The sequence below is a fragment of the Bacillus sp. P14.5 genome (genome assembly GCF_003316765.1).
GTDB lineage: Bacteria > Bacillota > Bacilli > Bacillales > Bacillaceae_B > Rossellomorea.
In genome coordinates this window covers 16,437-36,500 of sequence record NZ_NIJF01000025.1, presented here as the reverse complement: position 1 = coordinate 36,500, position 20,064 = coordinate 16,437, and the positions used below count along the sequence as shown (strand labels likewise).

22 protein-coding genes and 2 pseudogenes are annotated in these 20,064 nt (G+C 42.7%); 19 read left to right on the top strand and 5 right to left on the bottom strand.

Going from position 1 to position 20,064, the window contains the following annotated elements:
* Positions 1 to 53: 53 nt before the first annotated feature.
* The 5 genes and pseudogenes from B9Z54_RS03140 to B9Z54_RS03120 all read left to right on the top strand — a co-directional run bounded on the left by B9Z54_RS03140 (position 54) and on the right by B9Z54_RS03120 (position 4,659).
* Positions 54 to 1,232, top strand: a complete 1,179-nt coding sequence (locus B9Z54_RS03140) for an MFS transporter (protein ID WP_205207663.1) — start codon at positions 54 to 56, stop codon at positions 1,230 to 1,232.
* Positions 1,229 to 3,354, top strand: a pseudogene (gene fdhF / locus B9Z54_RS03135) (formate dehydrogenase subunit alpha). The gene B9Z54_RS03140 and the pseudogene fdhF overlap by 4 nt, the downstream one beginning before the upstream one ends.
* Before the next feature lie 29 nt (positions 3,355 to 3,383).
* Positions 3,384 to 3,926, top strand: coding sequence for a 4Fe-4S dicluster domain-containing protein (locus B9Z54_RS03130; protein WP_113927061.1), 543 nt, complete (start codon positions 3,384 to 3,386; stop codon positions 3,924 to 3,926).
* Between the two features lie 21 nt (positions 3,927 to 3,947).
* Positions 3,948 to 4,475, top strand: coding sequence for a QcrA and Rieske domain-containing protein (locus B9Z54_RS03125; protein ID WP_113927060.1), 528 nt, complete (start codon positions 3,948 to 3,950; stop codon positions 4,473 to 4,475).
* Complete coding sequence (locus B9Z54_RS03120) at positions 4,465 to 4,659, top strand: hypothetical protein (RefSeq protein WP_113927059.1); 195 nt, start codon at positions 4,465 to 4,467, stop codon at positions 4,657 to 4,659. Before B9Z54_RS03125 ends, B9Z54_RS03120 begins: the two co-directional genes overlap by 11 nt.
* 168 nt (positions 4,660 to 4,827) lie before the next feature.
* On the opposite strand, the gene B9Z54_RS03115 is transcribed toward B9Z54_RS03120, so the two are convergent.
* A complete protein-coding gene (locus tag B9Z54_RS03115) occupies positions 4,828 to 5,364 on the bottom strand; it encodes a hypothetical protein (RefSeq protein ID WP_113927058.1) in 537 nt (178 codons plus the stop codon).
* A 151-nt stretch (positions 5,365 to 5,515) separates the two neighbouring features.
* Here B9Z54_RS03115 and B9Z54_RS03110 point away from each other — a divergent pair, with 151 nt between their 5' ends.
* From B9Z54_RS03110 to moaD, 4 genes are read left to right on the top strand one after another with little or no spacing between them, the layout of a single operon-like run.
* Positions 5,516 to 6,529 (top strand): MoeB/ThiF family adenylyltransferase, encoded by a 1,014-nt coding sequence (locus tag B9Z54_RS03110; RefSeq protein ID WP_113927057.1) that lies wholly within the window; start codon positions 5,516 to 5,518, stop codon positions 6,527 to 6,529.
* A gap of 15 nt (positions 6,530 to 6,544) precedes the next feature.
* The gene (locus B9Z54_RS03105; RefSeq protein WP_113927056.1) at positions 6,545 to 7,789 is read left to right on the top strand and encodes a molybdopterin molybdotransferase MoeA; all 1,245 of its coding nucleotides are present in this window, start codon (positions 6,545 to 6,547) and stop codon (positions 7,787 to 7,789) included.
* A 26-nt stretch (positions 7,790 to 7,815) separates the two neighbouring features.
* Complete coding sequence (locus tag B9Z54_RS03100; protein WP_113927055.1) at positions 7,816 to 8,286, top strand: molybdenum cofactor biosynthesis protein MoaE; 471 nt, start codon at positions 7,816 to 7,818, stop codon at positions 8,284 to 8,286.
* Positions 8,283 to 8,516, top strand: a complete 234-nt coding sequence (moaD, locus tag B9Z54_RS03095) for a molybdopterin converting factor subunit 1 (RefSeq protein ID WP_113927054.1) — start codon at positions 8,283 to 8,285, stop codon at positions 8,514 to 8,516. Before B9Z54_RS03100 ends, moaD begins: the two co-directional genes overlap by 4 nt.
* 260 nt (positions 8,517 to 8,776) lie before the next feature.
* Here moaD and B9Z54_RS03085 read toward each other — a convergent pair whose 3' ends face one another.
* Positions 8,777 to 9,319, bottom strand: coding sequence for a hemerythrin domain-containing protein (locus B9Z54_RS03085; RefSeq protein WP_113927052.1), 543 nt, complete (start codon positions 9,317 to 9,319; stop codon positions 8,777 to 8,779).
* A 222-nt stretch (positions 9,320 to 9,541) separates the two neighbouring features.
* On the opposite strand from B9Z54_RS03085, the gene B9Z54_RS03080 reads away from it, so the two are divergent.
* The 3 genes and pseudogenes from B9Z54_RS03080 (at position 9,542) to modB (ending at position 11,500) form a co-directional block, all read left to right on the top strand.
* Positions 9,542 to 10,054 (top strand): MogA/MoaB family molybdenum cofactor biosynthesis protein, encoded by a 513-nt coding sequence (locus tag B9Z54_RS03080; RefSeq protein ID WP_113927051.1) that lies wholly within the window; start codon positions 9,542 to 9,544, stop codon positions 10,052 to 10,054.
* A gap of 10 nt (positions 10,055 to 10,064) precedes the next feature.
* A complete protein-coding gene (modA, locus tag B9Z54_RS03075; RefSeq protein ID WP_162785074.1) occupies positions 10,065 to 10,832 on the top strand; it encodes a molybdate ABC transporter substrate-binding protein in 768 nt (255 codons plus the stop codon).
* 9 nt (positions 10,833 to 10,841) lie between these two features.
* Positions 10,842 to 11,500, top strand: a pseudogene (gene modB, locus B9Z54_RS03070) (molybdate ABC transporter permease subunit).
* Between the two features lie 80 nt (positions 11,501 to 11,580).
* On the opposite strand, the gene moaC reads toward modB, so the two are convergent.
* Positions 11,581 to 12,066, bottom strand: coding sequence for a cyclic pyranopterin monophosphate synthase MoaC (gene moaC / locus B9Z54_RS03065; RefSeq protein ID WP_113927049.1), 486 nt, complete (start codon positions 12,064 to 12,066; stop codon positions 11,581 to 11,583).
* A 110-nt stretch (positions 12,067 to 12,176) separates the two neighbouring features.
* Here moaC and mobB point away from each other — a divergent pair, with 110 nt between their 5' ends.
* Positions 12,177 to 12,683, top strand: coding sequence for a molybdopterin-guanine dinucleotide biosynthesis protein B (gene mobB, locus B9Z54_RS03060; RefSeq protein ID WP_113927048.1), 507 nt, complete (start codon positions 12,177 to 12,179; stop codon positions 12,681 to 12,683).
* A 40-nt stretch (positions 12,684 to 12,723) separates the two neighbouring features.
* Here mobB and B9Z54_RS03055 read toward each other — a convergent pair whose 3' ends face one another.
* Both B9Z54_RS03055 and B9Z54_RS03050 read right to left on the bottom strand, forming a co-directional pair.
* Positions 12,724 to 14,232 (bottom strand): nitrate/nitrite transporter, encoded by a 1,509-nt coding sequence (locus B9Z54_RS03055; RefSeq protein WP_113927047.1) that lies wholly within the window; start codon positions 14,230 to 14,232, stop codon positions 12,724 to 12,726.
* Between the two features lie 169 nt (positions 14,233 to 14,401).
* Positions 14,402 to 15,118, bottom strand: a complete 717-nt coding sequence (locus B9Z54_RS03050; protein WP_113927046.1) for a Crp/Fnr family transcriptional regulator — start codon at positions 15,116 to 15,118, stop codon at positions 14,402 to 14,404.
* A gap of 182 nt (positions 15,119 to 15,300) precedes the next feature.
* Between B9Z54_RS03050 and mobA the strand changes: the two genes are divergently transcribed.
* The 6 genes from mobA to B9Z54_RS03025 all read left to right on the top strand — a co-directional run bounded on the left by mobA (position 15,301) and on the right by B9Z54_RS03025 (position 19,905).
* Positions 15,301 to 15,885, top strand: a complete 585-nt coding sequence (gene mobA, locus B9Z54_RS03045) for a molybdenum cofactor guanylyltransferase (protein ID WP_162785073.1) — start codon at positions 15,301 to 15,303, stop codon at positions 15,883 to 15,885.
* An 81-nt stretch (positions 15,886 to 15,966) separates the two neighbouring features.
* On the top strand, positions 15,967 to 16,971 hold the full coding sequence (moaA, locus tag B9Z54_RS03040) for a GTP 3',8-cyclase MoaA (RefSeq protein WP_113927076.1): 1,005 nt from the start codon (positions 15,967 to 15,969) through the stop codon (positions 16,969 to 16,971).
* A gap of 140 nt (positions 16,972 to 17,111) precedes the next feature.
* Positions 17,112 to 17,456 carry a cupredoxin domain-containing protein gene (locus B9Z54_RS03035; RefSeq protein ID WP_113927044.1) on the top strand — a complete coding sequence of 115 codons (345 nt, stop codon included), beginning with the start codon at positions 17,112 to 17,114 and terminating at the stop codon, positions 17,454 to 17,456.
* 144 nt (positions 17,457 to 17,600) lie between these two features.
* Positions 17,601 to 17,735, top strand: coding sequence for a hypothetical protein (locus tag B9Z54_RS26055; RefSeq protein WP_275887773.1), 135 nt, complete (start codon positions 17,601 to 17,603; stop codon positions 17,733 to 17,735).
* Positions 17,736 to 17,749: 14 nt separating this feature from the next.
* Entirely contained in the window at positions 17,750 to 18,211 is a 462-nt protein-coding gene (locus B9Z54_RS03030) for a cytochrome c oxidase subunit II (protein WP_113927043.1), read from the top strand.
* A gap of 14 nt (positions 18,212 to 18,225) precedes the next feature.
* Complete coding sequence (locus tag B9Z54_RS03025; protein ID WP_113927042.1) at positions 18,226 to 19,905, top strand: cbb3-type cytochrome c oxidase subunit I; 1,680 nt, start codon at positions 18,226 to 18,228, stop codon at positions 19,903 to 19,905.
* The last annotated feature ends 159 nt before the right edge of the window (positions 19,906 to 20,064 follow it).

Here is a 20,064-nt window from a genome sequence, read left to right as displayed (position 1 = left end):
CTAACAAAAATTGAGTTCCTTAGATGTAAAAAAAGTCACATGGGGGGTTTGGAATGGTGAAGTCATTAGAACGTTCATTTTATTCTAAAACAAGCAAATTCGCTTTCTTCATTATTTTGTTTCTGTTGTTTACGGTCTGGGTCGGGACTGAAAAGTTTCTCCATTTTGATATGGCACTGATGGGATATCTCATATCTTCCTTAATTTTCGCCATCGGTTTAACTGTAAGAATGTGTTCATGGCTGCTCAGACCTGCCACTAAGCAGGTGGTTAAAAGAAGTTTTCAAAATTTAAGAACGAAGAAAAGGCAAAAAAGAAATGTAAGGGCGATACTCAAGACTGCCTTTGAAAATATCATATTGCAAAAGTTCATTTTTAAAAGAGGAATTTACAGAGGAGTACAGCATGTTCTTATTGCCTGGGGCTGCATAGGGTCATTTGCCATCACATTCGGATTGACTTTCGGCTGGATGCATTTTGAACTGGTCGATCCGGAGACCTACGTAATCGTCGTGATGGGTGTCGATACGATTACGATGGCTGCTCACGGACTGTTTGCCGAAATGGTGTACAACGGATTGAATATCACGGCCACCATGGTCTTGATAGGAGTGAGCATGGCATTAGCCAGAAGGATTGTCAGCCAGGATGTGAAGGTGACACAAAGGGCCGAATTTGACCTCTTCCCACTGATATTGCTGTTAGCAGTTACGGTCACAGGATTGGTGTTGACGGTTTCTTACGCTCTTTTAGACGGCTGGATGCATCACTATCTGACACTTATTCATCAAATTACGGTCGTTGTCCTTCTTATATACTTCCCATTCGGAAAACTGTTCCATCTGCCGATCAGGCCGCTTGCAACGGCTGTCCCAATGAACTATCAGGAAGAGTGGAAGGTTGATACAAAGCTTTGTCGAAGCTGTGGAACGGCCTACAGCTCCAACGATCAAATCATTGATGTCCAGGAAATTCTTCATGTGCAGAGTTTTGACTTGCAGCTTGCGGACGGTAGCTACCTATCAGATTATTGCCCGGCATGCCGAAGACGGATCAGGGTCATGAAGCAAATGAATATGGAACAACAAGTGCAAGAAAAAGAAAAACCTATTTTAACCAATAATGGAATTCACCTGTCAGGCTTTAGTAAAACAAGACAGAATGATTATTATAAGTTTCCTGAACATGTCCAGAAAGAATTGGAAAAACACCAAAAGGGAGGAAGTAAATGATGAGCCAGTTTTTAGCAAAAGAAGGAGTTAAGAACCTTCATAAGCCAGGTGAGAAACTCATCACCACCCATTGCTGTTACTGCGGGATGCAGTGCGGAATGCACATAAGGGTAAATGAAAAAACAATAAAGTAGTCGGAGTGGAACCCCGTTATGACTGGCCTGTGACGAACGGTAAAATGTGTCCAAAAGGGGTAACTGCTTATCAGACTGTTGATCATAAAGATAGAATCCTGAAGCCCTTGATTAAAAAGAACGGTGAATTTGTAGAGTCTTCTTGGAAAGAAGCACTGGACGTAATAGAAGAAAATTTTAAAAGAATCCAAAGGGAAAGCGGCAAGGATGCTCTGTCTGTATTCGGCGGCGTATCCATGACAAATGAAAAATGTTATTTGGTCGGAAAATATGCAAGGGTCGGGCTTGGAACAAGATTCATCGATTATAATGGACGCTTCTGTATGAGTTCTGCTGCCGGTGGATTTTTGAAGACACTTGGTATCGACCGAGGATCTACGCTTCCTTGGCCAGAGTTAGAACACACAGATTGTTTCTTTATTGCAGGATCCAATACAGCAGAATGCCATCCGACAAGTATTCAGTGGCTGTGGAGAGCGAAGGACAAAGGGGCCAAGCTAATTGTAGCGGACCCAAGGGAAACACCAACAGCCCGGGTAGCGGATGTCCATCTTGACTTAAAACCGGGTACAGATTCGGCCTTAGCGAATGGCATGCTCCATATCTTAATCAAAGAGGGGTATGTGAATCACGAGTATGTGGAGAAGCGCTGCAATAACTTTGAAGAATTAAAAGCAAACGTTGCAAAATTCACACCTGAATATACTTCAGAAATTACAGGGATTTCAATTGATAAAATCATCAAAGCTGCTCACATCTATGGCATGTCTCCACGCTCAGTTGTGATGTTTGCCAGAGGGGTTGAGCAGCAAAGAAAGGGTGTTGATAATGTATCTTTATATACATCAATGGCTCTTTTGAGAGGTCAGATTGGAAAATTTGCGTCAGGTGTAGCAACCTTTACAGGCCAGGGAAATGGACAGGGGGGAAGGGAGCACGGCCAAAAAGCCGATTTGCTGCCAGGTTACCGGAAATTGACTGATCCAGAAGCAGTGAAATATGTCTCAAAAGTATGGGGAATTGACCCGAGTGAAATGCCAAAGCCGGGTGTGTCAGCCTATGAGATGTTTGATGAGATGTTAAATGGAACCATCCGCGGAATGCACGTCATCTGCAGTAATCCTGCAGTATCCGCCCCTAATCTTGAGCATGTCTGGAAAGGATTCAGGGCATTGGATTTTCTGGTGGTCAGTGATTTCTTCCTATCCGAAACCGCCAAATTTGCCGATGTAGTCCTGCCTGCAACGACATGGGCAGAAGACGAGGGTACGACCACTAACCTTGAAGGCAGGGTCATCCATATCCGCAAGGTAACAGAACCGCTTGGTGAATCCCAGCCTGATTGGAAAATCATAGGGATGATTGCAGAAAGAATGGGAAGAGGAAAGTATTTCCCTTATAAAGAGGCGAGTGAAATATTCGATGAATTCCGTCTTGCAACCAAGGGAGGCAAAGCGGACTACTACGGTATTACATGGGAACGCATAGATAAAGAAGATGGTGTATTCTGGCCCTGCCCTTCAGAAGATCATCCAGGAACGCCAACGATGTTCCAGGAATCATTTGGAACACCGGACGGAAAAGCCAACCTGGCTGTCATCAGATGGAAAAACGCGGGAGAAATACCTACCAGTGAGTTTCCACTGTTCCTTACAACTGGAAGGGTTGTCTTCCACTATCTCACAGGAAACCAGACACGGAGAGTGGATTTCCTTATGCAGCAGTGTCCTGAGCCGTATGCTGAAATGCATCCAGCGCTGGCAAGCAAATACGGCCTGGCAGATGGGGACATGGTGAAGCTGACTACTCCGAGATCACATATGACCATCAAAACACGTATTACAAAAGCTATCAGAAAAGATACCGTTTTTGTTCCATATCATTGGGGAGAAGAACTGGCTGTAAACCAATTGACAAGTGACTGTCTGGACCCAATTTCAAGGATGCCGGAATTCAAAGTCTGCTCATTGAGAATGGAAAAAGCGTAATAGAATAACCATGGGAAGGAGCCAGAATAATGAACAAAATAATGTATTTGGAATTTGAACGATGTATCGGCTGCCGGGCATGTCAAGCTGCCTGCCGTGAATGCGGGGACCACGATGCGAAAGAACGAAATTATGTTGAATATGTAGACTTTACGGAAAGCCGCCAAACCTATCCAATGTTATGTATGCAATGTAAAGACCCTGCCTGTGCCAGGGTCTGCCCGGCCAATGCCATCCAAATTACGGAAGAGGGCGTTGTACTTTCTGCGATGGAGGAGAAATGTATCGGCTGCCGAAACTGTACATTCGGTTGTCCGTTCGGTATTCCGAAATTCGATTTTGAAGAAAACAAAATGTACAAATGTGATATGTGTTATGACCGTTCAAAACATGATATCGCTCCGATGTGTGCATCCGTCTGCCCAAGTGATGCGATCCGCTTCATCGAGTTTGAGGAAATGCAGCAGTTGCGCAGAAAACGTTCCCAGATGAATCTTGTTGAGGGGAAAAAACCTCAAGAGGGCAATAAGTGGGATTATGTACCGGAATTCTTTGGCGTCTATACGGATTAACCGAGAGAGGAGAGCTCTAATATGAATAACAAACAAAAGAGAAACAGCAAAGACACACAGGATGACATGATCAATCTGGTAGATAACCTGAACAGAGATGAAGACCTGAAATTTAATCGCAGAGCGTTTTTGAAATCGGCAGTTGGAGCTTCCATTACATTGGGACTGGCGACATTGCCATTCTCTGTGTTGGCTTTAAATGAAAAGGAAGAAGATAAAAACAGAAAATTGATCGGAAAACTTTCTGATATACCAAAAGATAGCTCCATGAATTTTAACTACCCTACTGAGGCTGAGCCGGCTATCATAGTCCACACGAAGGAAGGGAAATTGAAGGCCTATAATAATAAATGTACTCATCTCCAATGTCCTGTGTTTTACGAAAAAGAAGAATCCGTATTACTTTGCCCGTGCCATAGAGGATTTTTCAGTGTAGACAATGGCCATCCGCTTGCCGGTCCTCCGCAAAGAGAACTGCCATTAATCGAGCTCGAAGTAAAAGACGGATATGTTTATGCAGTCGGAAGGAAAGTCCGCCATGGCGAATAAAAAGTACTGGATCGGCATTTTTATTACTATGGCATTGAACGTCATCATGCTGCAGTGGACGATAGAAGCCTATTTCGGACAGGAACATGAACATGTTTGGACGTATTCTTCCATCGCTTTTGTTTCTTCCATCATTTGTTTTGTGATTTATTTACGATGGAGAAAACAGGAGTACACGAAGTGAGAACGGAAAAGAGAGAACCATTGGGGTGGTTCTCTCTTTTTTATGGTATTGTTACTGCCTTTGCTTCATGTGTTTTTACTTTGCGCGATACCTAAGCTTGTTCATTAACATTTCTCATTAGAATAAAAACCAAAAAAGATCAGGAGCATCCTATGCCTGATCTTTGGTTCACCACTCATTAGTAGGTTCAATTTTTAAAGCCTCACCTTTATACGATCTTTCGCCAAATAATGTAATGACAGTGCACTTTATAATTTTATTTGTTATCTCATCTTTCTTGCATTCAACATAAAGGCCTGAAGCCAGTTCCTGATCAGTTTCGTTTAATACCCTGACTTTTTTCCCTTCCAGTGACTTCAATTTTGCATCTTGAAGAAATTCGTGCCATTGAGACCAGTTGGTCAGTATATATGCACCTTCTCCATTTTTTAAATAGCCAAGGAGACTGTTGGTATCATCAAACTTGAGCTCACCATCATTAATAATTTTATTCAATAAACGGTGGATTGTGGTATATCCCTCCAAATTTAACCCTGGTGAGAATTCAAAAAGAAAACTGCTGCTCTCGGTAACATATTCCCCTCTTAGAAGTTCCCGATTGTTTTCCTTATATATATATGAACCGGTTTTATTTGAAAATCCCTGTTTTAATAATGGCAGATGCAGCTCTTCCTTGTTTTGTATATCTACTTTTACAGATAGCATTCATTTTCCTCCTTACCATGTGAAATACATCACTGCGTTTTTCTCTCTTCACTATTAGTATAGGTTATAGACAGCGTTATCGCTGTGACATTTATTACTCTTAACATATAGTCAGTACTTTATATTTATAGATTGAAAGGGAGACATTACATTGGATGACCGTTATTCAAGACAGATCCTGTTTAATCCCATTGGGGAAAGCGGACAAAACAAAATCAGGAATAAGCACGTCCTAGTCGTTGGTTGTGGTGCATTGGGGACTTCCAATGCGGAGTCTCTCGTCCGAGCGGGCATAGGCAGACTGACTCTTGTTGACCGTGATTATGTAGAGTGGAGCAACCTGCAAAGGCAGCAGTTATTTGATGAAGAAGATGCGAAGTTACAATTTCCAAAGGCAATAGCCGCAAAAAAGGCATTAAACAGAATCAATTCAGAAACGAAGATCGAAGTTCATGTCATAGATGCAAATGCTCGATCGCTGCCGCCTTTACTTGAAAATGTCGATCTTATCATGGATGCTACCGACAACTTTGACATCCGTATGGTCATAAATGATTTATCGCAAAAATTTAATATTCCCTGGATCTACGGATCATGTGTGGGAAGCACTGGAATGTCTTACACGATTATTCCGGAAGAAACGCCATGTCTGAACTGCCTGATGCAGGGAATCCCGCTCGCCGGTGCTACCTGTGATACCGCAGGAATCATTTCTCCCGCTGTGGGGATGGTGACAGCCCTTCAAACTACGGAAGCATTAAAAATTCTTGTTGAAGATTATAAAGCTTTGAGGAAGGGGCTTCATACATTTGACCTCTGGAATAATCAGTTCTACACGATGGATGTAACAAAATCAAAGAGGGACAATTGCCCGGCTTGCGGCAGCAGCCCTAAATATACCTTTTTAAAATATGAAAATATGACGAAGGCAGCCGTACTTTGCGGCAGAAACACTGTCCAAATTCGGCCGGGCAGTAAAGAGGTTGATTTGGATCAACTTGATAAGCAATTGTCTCACTTGAAGAAACTTAACAGTAATTCTTATTTGATATCCTATGAATATGACTCTTACCGTCTTGTATTCTTCGCAGATGGAAGAACGCTGATACACGGAACTGCAGATATAGAAAAGGCAAAAAGTATTTATTATAGATTAGTAGGCTAGAAAGGAATGGAACGGATGCTCACGAAAAGAACTCCGATAAAAGTAACGGAAGCTGTGGAAAAGGTAATGGAACTGGCTTTTGCTGGAGACAGTGAAATAGTGGATATAACAAAAGCACACGGACGGTATTTAGGCGGGGATTTAGTGGCAGACCACGACGTTCCCTCGTTCAATCGATCTCCTTATGATGGTTTTGCCATCAGGGCTGAAGATACAGAAAACGCCAGCCGGGAACTTCCTGCCAAGCTTGAGGTGGTTGGAGAAATCGGTGCAGGCAGTGTCTTTTCTGGCAGGGTTGAGAGCGGCCAGGCTGTACGGATTATGACGGGGGCACAAATCCCCGAAGGCTGCAGTGCGGTCGTCATGCTGGAATTGACGAAATCATCTATTGAAAATGATGTCAGCTATGTAGAGATCAACCGAAAATACCAAGTGGGTGACAACATTTCATTCAAGGGAGAAGAGACAAGGAAAGGCGCCATTCTTGTCCAGAAAGGAACGTTTATTAATCCGGGTGTCACGGCTCTTTTGGCAACTTTCGGATACCGGGACGTAACGGTCATTCGGAAACCAAGGGTGGGCGTCATTGCGACTGGCAGTGAACTGCTTGAGGTGAACGAGGCACTTGAGCCAGGAAAAATCAGGAACAGCAATACGTATATGATTCTCTCTCAAATTGAAAGAGCTGGCGGAGTAGGCATTTATTTCGGACAATTCCAAGATGATCTTGAAGAATGTTTCCGGCAAGTAACGACAGCGATGGAAGAAGTCGACATCTTTATCACAACAGGAGGAGTATCTGTCGGTGACTATGATTATCTCCCGGAGATTTATGAAAAAATGGGGGCGAATGTCCTTTTTAATAAAATCGGAATGAGGCCTGGAAGTGTTACGACTGTAGCTGAAAAAGACGGAAAGCTGCTCTTTGGTTTATCCGGAAACCCTTCAGCCTGCTATGTCGGGTTTGAACTATTGACCCGTCCGGTAATCCAAACGTATCTGCATGTGAAAGAACCACACTTAAAAAAAGTCGAAGGAATCCTGGGTGCCGACTTCAAGAAGCCGAATCCGTTTACGCGTTTTGTAAGGGCGTCTGTGTTTTTTGAAGACGGCAGGTTGACGGCAATCCCGTCAGGTCTTGATAAATCAAGTGTAGTCTCCTCGCTTGCATCCGCTAATGCGTTCATAGAACTGCCCGGCGGAACAAGAGGATTTGAAAAAGGGATGGAAATCGAAATTGTTCTTTTGGAAGAAAGGTAGACTTATATATACAAGGAGAATGAAAAATGAATAGATTTGAAATCGTGACAGAGCCGATTTTGACAGACGAAGTCATAGCCAAGGTTGAAAGAAGAGATGCAGGGGCCATCACCACCTTTATAGGTACGGTAAGAGAGTGGACAAAAGGGAAGCGGACTCTTTACCTTGAATATCAGGCGTATATCCCGATGGCTGTAAAAATGCTGGAGAAGATTTCAATAGAAGCGGAAGAAAAATGGCCGGGTGTCCAAATGGCAATAACTCACAGGATCGGCCGGTTGGATATTTCCGACATAGCTGTCGTCATAGCGGTTTCTTCCCCACACAGAAAAGTTGCATATGAAGCAAACGAGTATGCGATTGAGAGAATTAAAGAGATTGTTCCGATCTGGAAAAAGGAACATTGGGAAGACGGAGAAACATGGATTGGCGATCAGCGTGAAACGAAGGCGTATCCATCAGGGAAACCTGACTTAGAGGGAGATGAAGAGAAATGATAAAAGTATTATTATTTGCCCACCTGCAGGAAGAAGCAGGTAGGGCGCAGCTTGAAATTGCTAAGGGAGAATTAACAGTGGGGGATTTAAAAAAACTCTTAACGGATCAGTACCACTTATCCAAGATGGAAAATGTCATGGCTGCAGTGAATGAAAAATTTGCTGTTTCGGAAGACTTAGTGAAATCTGGTGATACGGTTGCGATGATCCCGCCTGTCAGCGGAGGTTGATTAGAAAATAAAAAGCTCATTTAAGGAGATTGCCTCTCATGAGCTTTTTGTTTTGTTAAATTTTGTCGGCCGGTCGATAAATCTTGAAATTCGCTGATAAAATTTGAGAATCGCCGATAAATGACCGGAAGGAATCTTTGATGAGATTCCAAAATAGCCGATAAAGCCATGAATTGCTCTGGTATCCAGCTGGAGATTCATATCGGAATTGAAAAAAGACATCGAATTATCACAGTAGTCGATAGGTTCTCTGCATTACCTTAAGACGCACTCGCTACATGCCTCCAAAGATCTTCTTTTTGTTCATCAGTCAGCACGTTCTCTGCCATAGGAAAGAGAACCTGCTCTTCTTTCATGAAATGGGAAGACAGCACATGATAGGCTTCAATAATCAGCCGGCAATTTTCTATCGCCGCAGTGGTATCCCGGCCATCCTCGGATTGTTCAGTATTAACGAGGAACTGATTGATGAGGCGTTTCGCTTCCTCATGCTCAAATTCCATGACAGCCAGCGGGCCGGAGTGCCGATCCATATGGACTGCCATCATATTGAAAAGGTATTCTTCTTCCTTTTCCGAGTGAATATGAAGTTCCTTGAAGAAAATCTGTACATTATCTCTTAAATCAATGAGTGCCTCTACTTTATATATACCTTTTGAAATAGATGATATTAAACTGCGTGATTGATCATAGATAGTCTGTTTTTGGTCGTTCAAGGCAACATGTTCATTCTTCAACATTTGAAGGCTGGGGGAAAGAGGCAGTCCCTCAATGAATTGACCATTACGATGACATGACAACATAACTTTTACTCCTCCTTTTGGATAATCCTTTCACTATCCATTCTACAAGTTTAGATAAGACACAGCCGTGATAGTCATCACAAACAAAGTGATTTTTTAACTTTTTTACTGTTCGTTCCTTTTTTACGAAAGGCGATTAGCCGGGAGTGATTTTTTTCACAAGGCAAGGAAGCCACTGATGATAAAATTTAAGCAGAACTAAAAAAGAATGGAGTGCAGACAATGGCTCATAACCATATACCAAACAACGAAACCCAAGTGTGTTGCAAAATAATAACGGTGAGTGATACCAGGAACTGGGAGACTGATAAAAGCGGGAGCTTGATGAAAGAGAGGCTGTTGCTGGAAGGGCATATCGTAAGTGATTATGAGATAGTAAAAGATGAGAAAGAAGATATTACTACGGCTGTACAATCAGGACTGCATAATAGTGATATAGATGCGGTTCTGCTGAACGGGGGTACAGGGATTGCGATGAGGGATGTCACGATTGAATCAATCCAGCCGCTTCTTCAAAAGGAACTTCCCGGTTTCGGTGAATTGTTCCGCTATTTAAGTTATACAGAAGACATCGGTTCGTCTGCCATTTTATCCCGTGCAATTGCAGGTATAAGTAAAGGGAAAGTTATCTTTTCTGTACCGGGGTCAACCGGTGCGGTCAGATTGGCGATGGAGAAGCTTATTTTGCCTGAACTGCGCCATATCACAGCTGAGTTAAATAAAGATAAAAGGTGAGGGCGGACTGTTGAATAAATCAATTTTTATTTTACTATTGGCCTGTATTCTTTTATTGTCAGCCTGCACAAGTACTGATTCAGAAAAAGTCGAACTTACCATCTCCGCAGCTGCAAGCTTGAAGGACAGCCTTAAAGAGGTGAAGGACCAATTTGAAACTGAATATCCAGAGATCAAACTCTCTTATAACTTTGGTTCAAGCGGATCTCTCCGTAAACAGATTGATCAAGGGGCTCCGATAGATATCTTTTTATCAGCTTCAGAAAAAGATTATCAGGCTTTAGCAGACAGTGGAGCCGTATCAGCAGGAGACAGATTGTTTTCAAACAGTCTTGTGCTGGTTGTCAGGCAGGATAGCCAGGTTTCAGGACTGAACGATGTAATAGAAAGGAATTTTAAATTGTCAATCGGTACACCTGAAACAGTACCCGCGGGGTTCTATGCCAAGCAGGCCCTTGAGAATATGGGCGTTTGGAAAGAAGCTTTACCCAGAACGGTTTATGCGAAAGATGTCCGTCATGTCATGACTCTTCTTGACCACGGGGCAGCTGATGCCGGGATTGTCTATGAAAGCGACGCTATGGCCGTTCAGGACAGTAGGGTCATCCGCAGGTTTGATGCCGCTACTCACTCACCCATCCTGTATTGGGGCGGATTGGTAGAAGCTGGTGAACACAAAGAAGAATCCATGCTTTTTCTGGAGTTTTTAGAAGGACAAAGAGCTTTAAAGATATTTGAGAGATACGGTTTTGAGACAGAAACAAATGAATTTCAGTAGGTGTAAAAGATGTCCGGATTTTGGTTTCCCATACAATTATCGATACTAGTAGCTGCTTCAGCAACAGTGATTACATTCATTGTCGGTGTATATTCAGCCTATAAATTAAGAGCCTCCAACAAGAGATCAACGAATGTTCTTGAAACTATTTTTCTATTGCCGTTGGTTTTACCTCCTTCAGTTATTGGTTTTTATTATTGATTGTTTTTGGAATCAACAGTCCGGTTGGAGAATTCATTGAGTTATTATTCGGACAAACAATCCTTTTTACTAAAACAGCTGCAGTAATAGCGTCAGTCGTGGTAGCATTTCCACTGATGTACCAGGCAGCTAAAACTGGGTTTTCCGGTGTCAATCAAGATATAGAAGAGGCGGCCAGGGTCGATGGTGCGGGCGAGCGGAAGGTGTTTTACTATGTGTCGATCCCGCTCGCTGTTAAATCACTGATGATGGGTATTGTCCTCAGCTTTACAAGAGCACTCGGGGAATTTGGGGCAACCCTGATGTTTGCGGGGAACATTCCCGGAAAAACACAAACTATCTCGACTGCCATCTATCTTGCGCTGGAGTCCGGGGAAAACCGTCTTGCCTGGCAGTATGTTTTTGTAAGCATTTCACTCTCATTCTTATTGCTGCTGCTCATCAGGGGAATGGAAAAAAGATCATAAATGTCTATCAGTTCTGTTCAAACTTCTTATAAAAGTCCATGAAAAAATCCCCTTGGTCATTCACGCCGAGGGGATTTTATTCATGATTTTCGTTTATAGTCGCCATTTTTCCCGCCTGTTTTTTCAAGAAGGAATGTTTCGCCTATTACCATGCCTTTGTCAGCAGCTTTACACATGTCATAAACGGTAAGTGCAGTGATGGATGCGGCAGTCAATGCTTCCATTTCAACACCGGTGCTTCCTTTAGTTTTTACCTCTGTATTGATGATCAGCTCATGCATATCATTCTCAATTGTCCAATCAAAGCGGATATCGACACCGCTGATGGGAATCGGGTGGCACATGGGAATGACGGAGGAAGTCTGTTTGGACGCCATAATGCCGGCCACTTGTGCAACCGCCAGTACATCCCCTTTGCTGAAATGATTGCCAACAATTTTTTCATAGATTTCTTTATTTACCTTGATGCTGGATCGGGCTGCTGCTGTACGGGTTGTATCGTTCTTGTCTGAGATATCGACCATCTTGGCCCTGCCTTGCTGATTAAAATGCGTTAATTCTGACATCGTAGTCACCTCTTGAAAATATTTTTGATCATGCGGGCTGTATTGATAGGAATGTATTCTTCCTTTATACTAACCCATGAAAGATAAACAATAAATTGGGGCTGAAATAAGTGAACATCATTCAGGTTGTCGGATATAAGAAGAGCGGGAAAACCACTCTATCTTCAAAATTAATAAAAATCTCATCCGAGAAAGGATATCAGGTTGGTTCCTGCAAGCATCATGGACACGGTACACCCGATGTTCTGCCTGGAACGGACAGCGCGAGACACCAAAAAGCAGGAGCTCTGATTTCCGGTGTGGAGGGCGGTGGCACTCTTAATCTGTCTATCCTTAACAAGAAATGGACGCTTGAAAAAATCCTTGAATTTTATCGGCTGATAGAGTTGGATTTGATTATCGTAGAAGGCTTCAAGCAGGAAACCTTCCCTAAGATTGTCCTGGTCAGAAGAGATGAAGATCTTCATCTGACAGCCGATCTTGAGAATGTCATTGCGGTTGTGGGTGAAAACATTTCTAAGCTGAAGACTGAAAAAGGGGTGCGGAACTTCCAATCCTTTCATCAGGAGGATTTTGAAACTTGGTTTATAGATTACTTAAATTTAATAAAAAGATGAAAAGCTGTCCACTATATCTTGATTGGACAGCTTTTTGCTTTTAGTTGACTTTCCTTTTCTCAGTGGTGATATCACTGAATTGGCCTACATAGTATTTCACTTCCCCAGCATCGTTGCATACTTCACTGATGGTCAGCCATTCCAGATAGATTTCGCCGTTTTTCCGCTTGTTCCATATCTCACCTTGCCAGAAACCTTTCTCCCGGACCTGATTCCAAAGTTGAGCATAGAATGATTTTGTGTGTTTTCCAGACTGAAGGACATTTGGTCTCATGCCAATCACTTCATCCTGTTCATATCCTGTCAGTTTTGTAAAAGCAGGGTTGATCTTTTGAATCACGCCACTTGAATCCGTAATGAGCATGCCTTGAGCAGTGCTTTTTATAATTTTACTTTCAACGCTCAACTTTTCCTGGAAGAACATCCACAGCACGATAATCAAGCTGGCTAAAGCAAATTCAGATAAGGCCATGAAACCAATCGCATAATGTCCGGTGGCTCCGAAAACAGTCGTGAGTACCAAAGGAGGGAAGAAGCCTCCAAGGCCCCCGATCGCTGATACAATCCCATTCACAATACCAGCTTGTTTAGAAAAGTACATCGGGACAAGTTTAAAGACGGTTCCGTTGCCGATACCTGCGCAGAAGGCAACGGTCAGTACGCCAATGGTATAGAGCAGCAAAGTAGGTGAAAATGAAAGCAATATCCCTGAAAAAGTTAATCCGGCGAATACAAAGATCAAAATCGCGAATGGATTGAATTTATCGGACAAGTAGCCTCCAATCGGGCGCATTAACGTAGCCAGGGCAATAAATCCTGCTGTGCGGAGTCCGGCATCCACCGGTGTCATCCCGAAATGGTTCACTAGGAAGTTTGGCAGGTATACGGTAAAAGCCACAAATGCACCAAACGTAATGAAATAAAACAGACTTAAACTCCATAAAGTCGTATTTTTATAAACTTCTTTTACTTGTTTCATGATTGGGAGATTCACTTTTTTCTCTTGTTTATCACCCAAGATCAGATTGAGGAGACCGAACACAATCAATAAAACGAGATAAAGTCTTACCGTCATCTGCCAGCCAATTGAACCGGCTATTACCGGTGCGGCAAAAGCGGTGATGGCTGTTCCGATATTGCCTGCTCCATAGATTCCGTTAACCAGACCATGTTTGCCAGGGTCAAAGTATTTAGGCAGAGATGTAACCCCGATTGAAAAGGTAGCGCCACCGATACCGATTAATAGCCCGCCAATGATCAAATCCATTAACGAATCAGCAATACTGATATAGAACACAGGTATCATTAATAGAAAGAAACTTAAGGTAAAGATGATTCTCGCGCCAAATCGGTTTGTATAAAAACCTAATGGCACCCTCAGGAGTGAACCGAGTATGACCGGTATGGCCGTCACAAGCGCTGCCTCTTGGCTGCTCAGCTCAATATCCTGCTTAATATTTGGCATTAAAGATGATATGATGACCCAGATCATGAAGCCTGCTACTAAACTTGATGTTTGAAGAGAAAGTTGGATTTTTGGACTCTTCATTGCTAATTGCTCCTTTCAAGGACGATAGGATATTCTTGATAAGGGTATCGTAGCAAATGAGATTCTTGAGAGTTGTGAAGAACATCACAGCAGGCTAACAAAAACAAAATAAAAAAGCTACCTTTTATTTAAGATAGCTTGGGAAATATCAATTGAATTTATTAAAGCATTAATCTATATTGCAAATGCTGATCGGGCAGTCTTCGCAGCCAATTTCATCTCTAAGGTACTGTAGGTCTTTCACAATGATTCTTCCATCGGATGTCATGCCAATGGCTCCTCTTTTTTTCAGCTCACTTAGCATACGATTGACACTCTCACGGGTTGCGGCACAAAATTTGGCAAACTCCTGATTGGTCAGATGGATATCAATCAAGATTCCTTCGTCGGTGTCGACTCCGTAACTGTTGGTGAAGCGGATTAAAGTAGAATAAAGAGCGCCTTTCTTTCCGTGCATCACGAGATCCCTGATTTTAGACTGGTTTTTTCTTAGGTGGGTGCTGATCCATTTCATGAATTCAAATGTCAAAACAGCATTCTTTACTAATTCTGCTTCCAGGACCTCTTTTTTTATAACAAGTACTTCACTGTCAGAAAGTGACAGGGCACTGAGCATATATTTTGCATCTGTTGTGAATAAGGTCAACTCACCAATAATATCGTTGGCTTTGCAGATCCTCATATTTAGTTCTCTGCCTTCCATTGTCAGTTTGCTGATCTGGAAGAGACCTGATTTAATTAAATATAATTCGGAGGCATCTTCGCCTTCCTGAAACAAAAAGGTATGACCCTTGATTTTTCTTGTGGTACTGATAGACATCAGTACATTTTTCAGCTCTTCGGAAATTAACTCTGTGTCACTTACCCTGAATGAATTTATTGCCATAACCAATCACTCCACCCTATTGAAAGTATTGTTCCATTGACCGTGTAACATTGAGTGTTTTTTATAGAGGGATTAACATATCAGTTAGTGACTGTAACATATATCACACTAACATCTAAGTTATCATGTTATTATTTAATATACAATAGACCATCAGGAAGAAAGTTGGGTATTTTATGACTATGAACAGGACAATCGGTGTTGTCATGGCAGGGGGGTATTCAAAAAGGTTCGGGAGTAACAAAGCACTGGCGGATTATAAAGGAAAGCCTTTATATAGATATTCCATTGAAGCATTGAAAATTGTGGCAGAAGATACCATCCTTGTGACAAATGAAGATTTCTATTCATTCTATAAAAAACAGCTGGACTTGCAGGTAGTGATGGATGAGGAGATATTCAAGGGGGCTGGCCCTTTAGCGGGACTTTATACAGCGATGAAAGTCTGCAAAGCTGAATGGTATTTGGTTACCCCCGTCGATGTACCGATGATTAGTGCCAGCATTCTAACAAAACTCCTTACCTACAGAAACGAAAAGTATCAGGCCGTGATTCCCGTCATAAATGGAAAAAAGCAGCCGTTGATAGGACTTTACCATCGTTCTGTCTTGGAAAGGGTCAGCCAACTCCTCATGGATAAACAATTAAAGATGCACTCCCTGCTTTCCGATATATCCACCTTATATATAGAAGAAGGTTTTATTGGAGAAGAAGCGTCTTTCCATAATATTAACACCAGACAGGATTATGAAAGTTATTTGATCTGAGTGTGATGTATGTCATACCTGTTTGCGAACTAGGATGGTAAGATGACCAACATCAGAAAGAAAAAAGGAGAGAGTCAGGAAATGCTTACGACCGATACTTTATCCCGTCCATTACGGGATTTGAGAATCTCCGTTACTGACAGATGTAATTTTCGCTGCAGCTACTGCATGCCTAAGGAAATATTCGGACCCGATTATCCGTTTATGAATAACGATGAAATACTATCATTTGAAGAAATTGTCCGCACAGCTGAAATTTTCGCTGAAATAGGAGTGGAAAAAATTAGGCTGACCGGCGGGGAACCTTTGCTGAGAAGAGATTTGCCTGTATTAATCAAACAACTTTCGGCAATCAAGGGAATTAAATATCTTACTCTGACAACCAATGGTGTGTTCCTGGCTAAATATGCCCAGGCATTAAAGGATGCAGGTATCTGCAGAGTGAATGTAAGCCTCGATACGCTGGATGATGATGTTTTTAAATCAATCAATAATATGAATACTGGTGTGTCACCAGTATTGAAAGGAATCTTTGAAGCAAGAGAGATTGGGTTGGAAGTAAAGGTCAACATGGTGGTAAAAAAAGGGCTGAATGATGACCAGGTCATGCCAATGGCTGAATTCTTCATGAAAGAGGTAATCATGCTACGTTTTATCGAGTTCATGGATGTTGGCTCTACGAACGGCTGGAATTTAAAAGATGTCGTCACCAAGAAAGAGCTATATGAAATGATCCATAGTAAATTTCCGCTTGAGCCAGTCAGCAAGGATTATTTTGGCGAAGTGGCCAAAAGATACAAGTATAAAGGTTCCAAATCAGAAGTTGGTTTTATTTCCTCTGTTTCAGAAACTTTTTGCGGTTCATGTACAAGGGCGCGGCTTTCCACAGACGGAAAACTTTATACTTGTCTGTTCGCATCCTCAGGCTTTGACCTCAGGACAATGCTGAGGGAAGGATTCACTGATACGCAAATCCTTAAAAAGGTACAAGACATCTGGGTAAGACGGGATGACCGTTACTCAGAAATTAGGACGGAAGCTGGCAAGAAAAGAGAAAAAATTGAGATGTCTTATATTGGAGGGTAAAAGGGAGGCCGGGAAAGGCACTTCCTTTTTTGTCTGTTGAAAAAAGTCAAAAAGAAATTTTGATAATGTGATACCAATCACTTTTTGGTTAAATGGATGCTGATATAGTAAAGACAGAAAAATGAAAGGAGCCGATTGAAATGAAAAAAGGATTATGGTTATTACCGCTTCTACTCATCAGCATCTTGACGATGGCTGCTTGCGGATCGGAGGATGCCAGCAGCAATGAAGGAAACACTGTGACAGTGGAGGCTTCGAACTGGGAGTTTGATAAGCAGGAGTACACAGTACCTGCAGGAAATGTAACAATCAACTTGAAAAATGCCGATGGTTACCATGGCATAACAATCGATGGTACTGATATAAATATTGACGGAGAAGGGAAAGCAACGGCCAATCTGAAAGCGGGAGAATACACAATAAAATGTAACATCCCTTGCGGGGAAGGTCATCAGGAAATGACAGCACTGCTGGTAGTCGAATAGAAGATATTTTATAAAGAGCTGCTCTAAAAATATGGAGCAGCTTTTTTGTGTTTTTTTAGACACATAAGTTGTGATATGAATCACAAAAATGATAATCATTATCAATTATGATGATGATAAGAACCTAATAAGGGAGGGGATTTCATGAAAACGGCGAGAGAAAAGGGCGCTGATCGGCAAGAATCCAAAATTGGCACATGGATCTCGGTTGGAGTTGTGGGACTGGTCATTCTTTTAACTTACTTTCTTTTGTTTGGAATCTACATGGATCGAGTATAGGGAGGGGTTTGAAAATGCATTTGGATGAGAAAATCTGGCTTACACTTAGTTTTGGACTGATTATGGGTTTTATGATCATTACCGGTTATCAGGCATATGCCTTCGGGATGGGGCCGCCTAGTCATCAGGAAACAATTGATCCACAAAAAGTAGACGAGACAGCACCTTTCGATAAACCCGGTATAAGGCAGATCGGTGAAAATGAGTATGAAGTGGTAATGACCCTGCAGTTATTCACCTTCACGCCTTCAGAAATTGAGGTTCCAGCAGGAGCAACTGTCCACTTCGTTTTGACATCAAAAGACGTAGTGCATGGATTCCAAATTGCCAATACCAATGTGAATGCCATGGTCATGCCCGGCCAAATCCAAAAAATTAAACAGACATTTGATGAGCCTGGCAGTTATCTTGCTCTTTGCAATGAATACTGCGGAGCCGGTCATCAAGCGATGAGCACAACTATAACGGTGAAATAAAGGAGGGACGCAGCATGGAAGCCGTACAAATCCACTCATTTAACGAAAAAACGAAGAAAGTGTTGGGAATCAGCATTGAAGATTCACGTTTAACGAAATCATATATATCTGTTGCTTTTGCAGCATTGCTGCTGGGAGGAGTCCTGGGATTATTGCAAGGGTTGAACCGCGCCGGAGTATTGGAATTACCTTCATGGGCTAATTACTATCAAATACTGACAGCCCATGGACTACTCCTGGTTGTCGTCCTTTCAGCCTTTTTTACCATTGGTTATTTCTATGCGGCATTATCCCATACTTTAGGAGGAATTGTTCCCCTCACAAGGAAGATGGCCTGGACTGGATTTTGGATGAAGATCATTGGGTTTGTCATGGCCGTAATTCCTATTCTCCAGAACAAAGCATCTGTTATGTACACTTTTTATCCGCCTATGGCTGCCTCTCCGTACTTCTACATTGGATTGGTTTTTATTGTACTTGGTGTCTGGATGGCAGCGTTTGGGGCATTCATCAATGTTGCCGGCTGGAGAAAGGCGAATAAAGGAAAGCATTTGCCAATTCTGACCTATTTCGCCACAGGCGTTTTTGTCCTCCTGTTTTTCGGAAGCCTGCCAGTCACTGTTGAAGTGTTAATGATTATTCCATGGGCATTTGGCTGGGTTGAAACCATCAATGTCATGGTAGCCCGGACCTTGTTTTGGGCGTTTGGTCACACACTGGTAAATATTTGGTATCTAACCGCCATATCTGCATGGTATGTAATTGTCCCGAAAATTATTGGCGGACGACGTTTCAGCGACACATTGACCCGGGTTGTGATCATTGGGCTGGTCGTGATGAATATCACCGGCGGATTTCACCATCAGATAATCGATCCTGGAATTTCAGAGTCTATTAAATTCATGCATGTATTCATGAGCCTAGCCATCGGATTTCCTTCCTTGATGACTGCTTATGCCATGTTCCGAGTATTTGAACGGACGGCAAGGAAGCAGGGAGGAAAGGGATTTGTAGGCTGGTATAAGAAGATGCCATGGGGAGACGTAAGATTCCTTGCCCCGTTTGTTGCCATGGCTGCTTTCATTCCCGGAGGAGCGGGAGGCATCGTGCAAAGCACGAACCAGTTGGATCAGGTCGTTCACAATACAATGTGGATCGTCGGGCACTTCCATTTGACACTAGGGACCACCGCAATTCTTACTTTCTTTGGCATTAGCTACTGGCTCGTCCCGTTTATTTCAGGCCGGATTTTAACATCTGCTATCAATAGGCTGGGTGTCATCCAGACCATCATCTGGGCTGTCGGAATGTTGTTTATGTCTGGAGCAATGCACTATGTTGGTTTGCTCGGGTCACCAAGAAGGACCTCTTATACAACGTATGGAGATCATGCGACAGCACTGAGCTGGGATCCTTACTTGTTCCTGCTGGCTATAGGAGGAACGCTATTGATGGTGGGCGTGATCATCCAGGTTTATGCGGTTTTCCATCTAATGTTCCGTGCGCCAAAAGGTGAGACGGAGTTTCCCATCGCAGAGGAAGAGGGCCATGCCAGCAGAACGCCCTATTGGACTGAACGATGGGGTGTATGGATCATTATCATGCTGGTCCTGGTAGCCATGGCTTATGTGCTGCCGGTAGTCGATATGGTCATAAATGCGCCTCCAGGCTCGCCTCCTTTTAAGACCTGGTAATCTATTAAACAAGGTTGAGGAATTGAGCGGCATCCAAGGCAGTGGTGCCGCTTGGAGCACAGGAAAGGGATGCTCACCTCTCTTGGGAGCGGGCATCCTTCTGCCTTGCATCCGGCCGGTACACTCTCAGTTGAAGTTGCAGAATTAGTGCGAACCCAA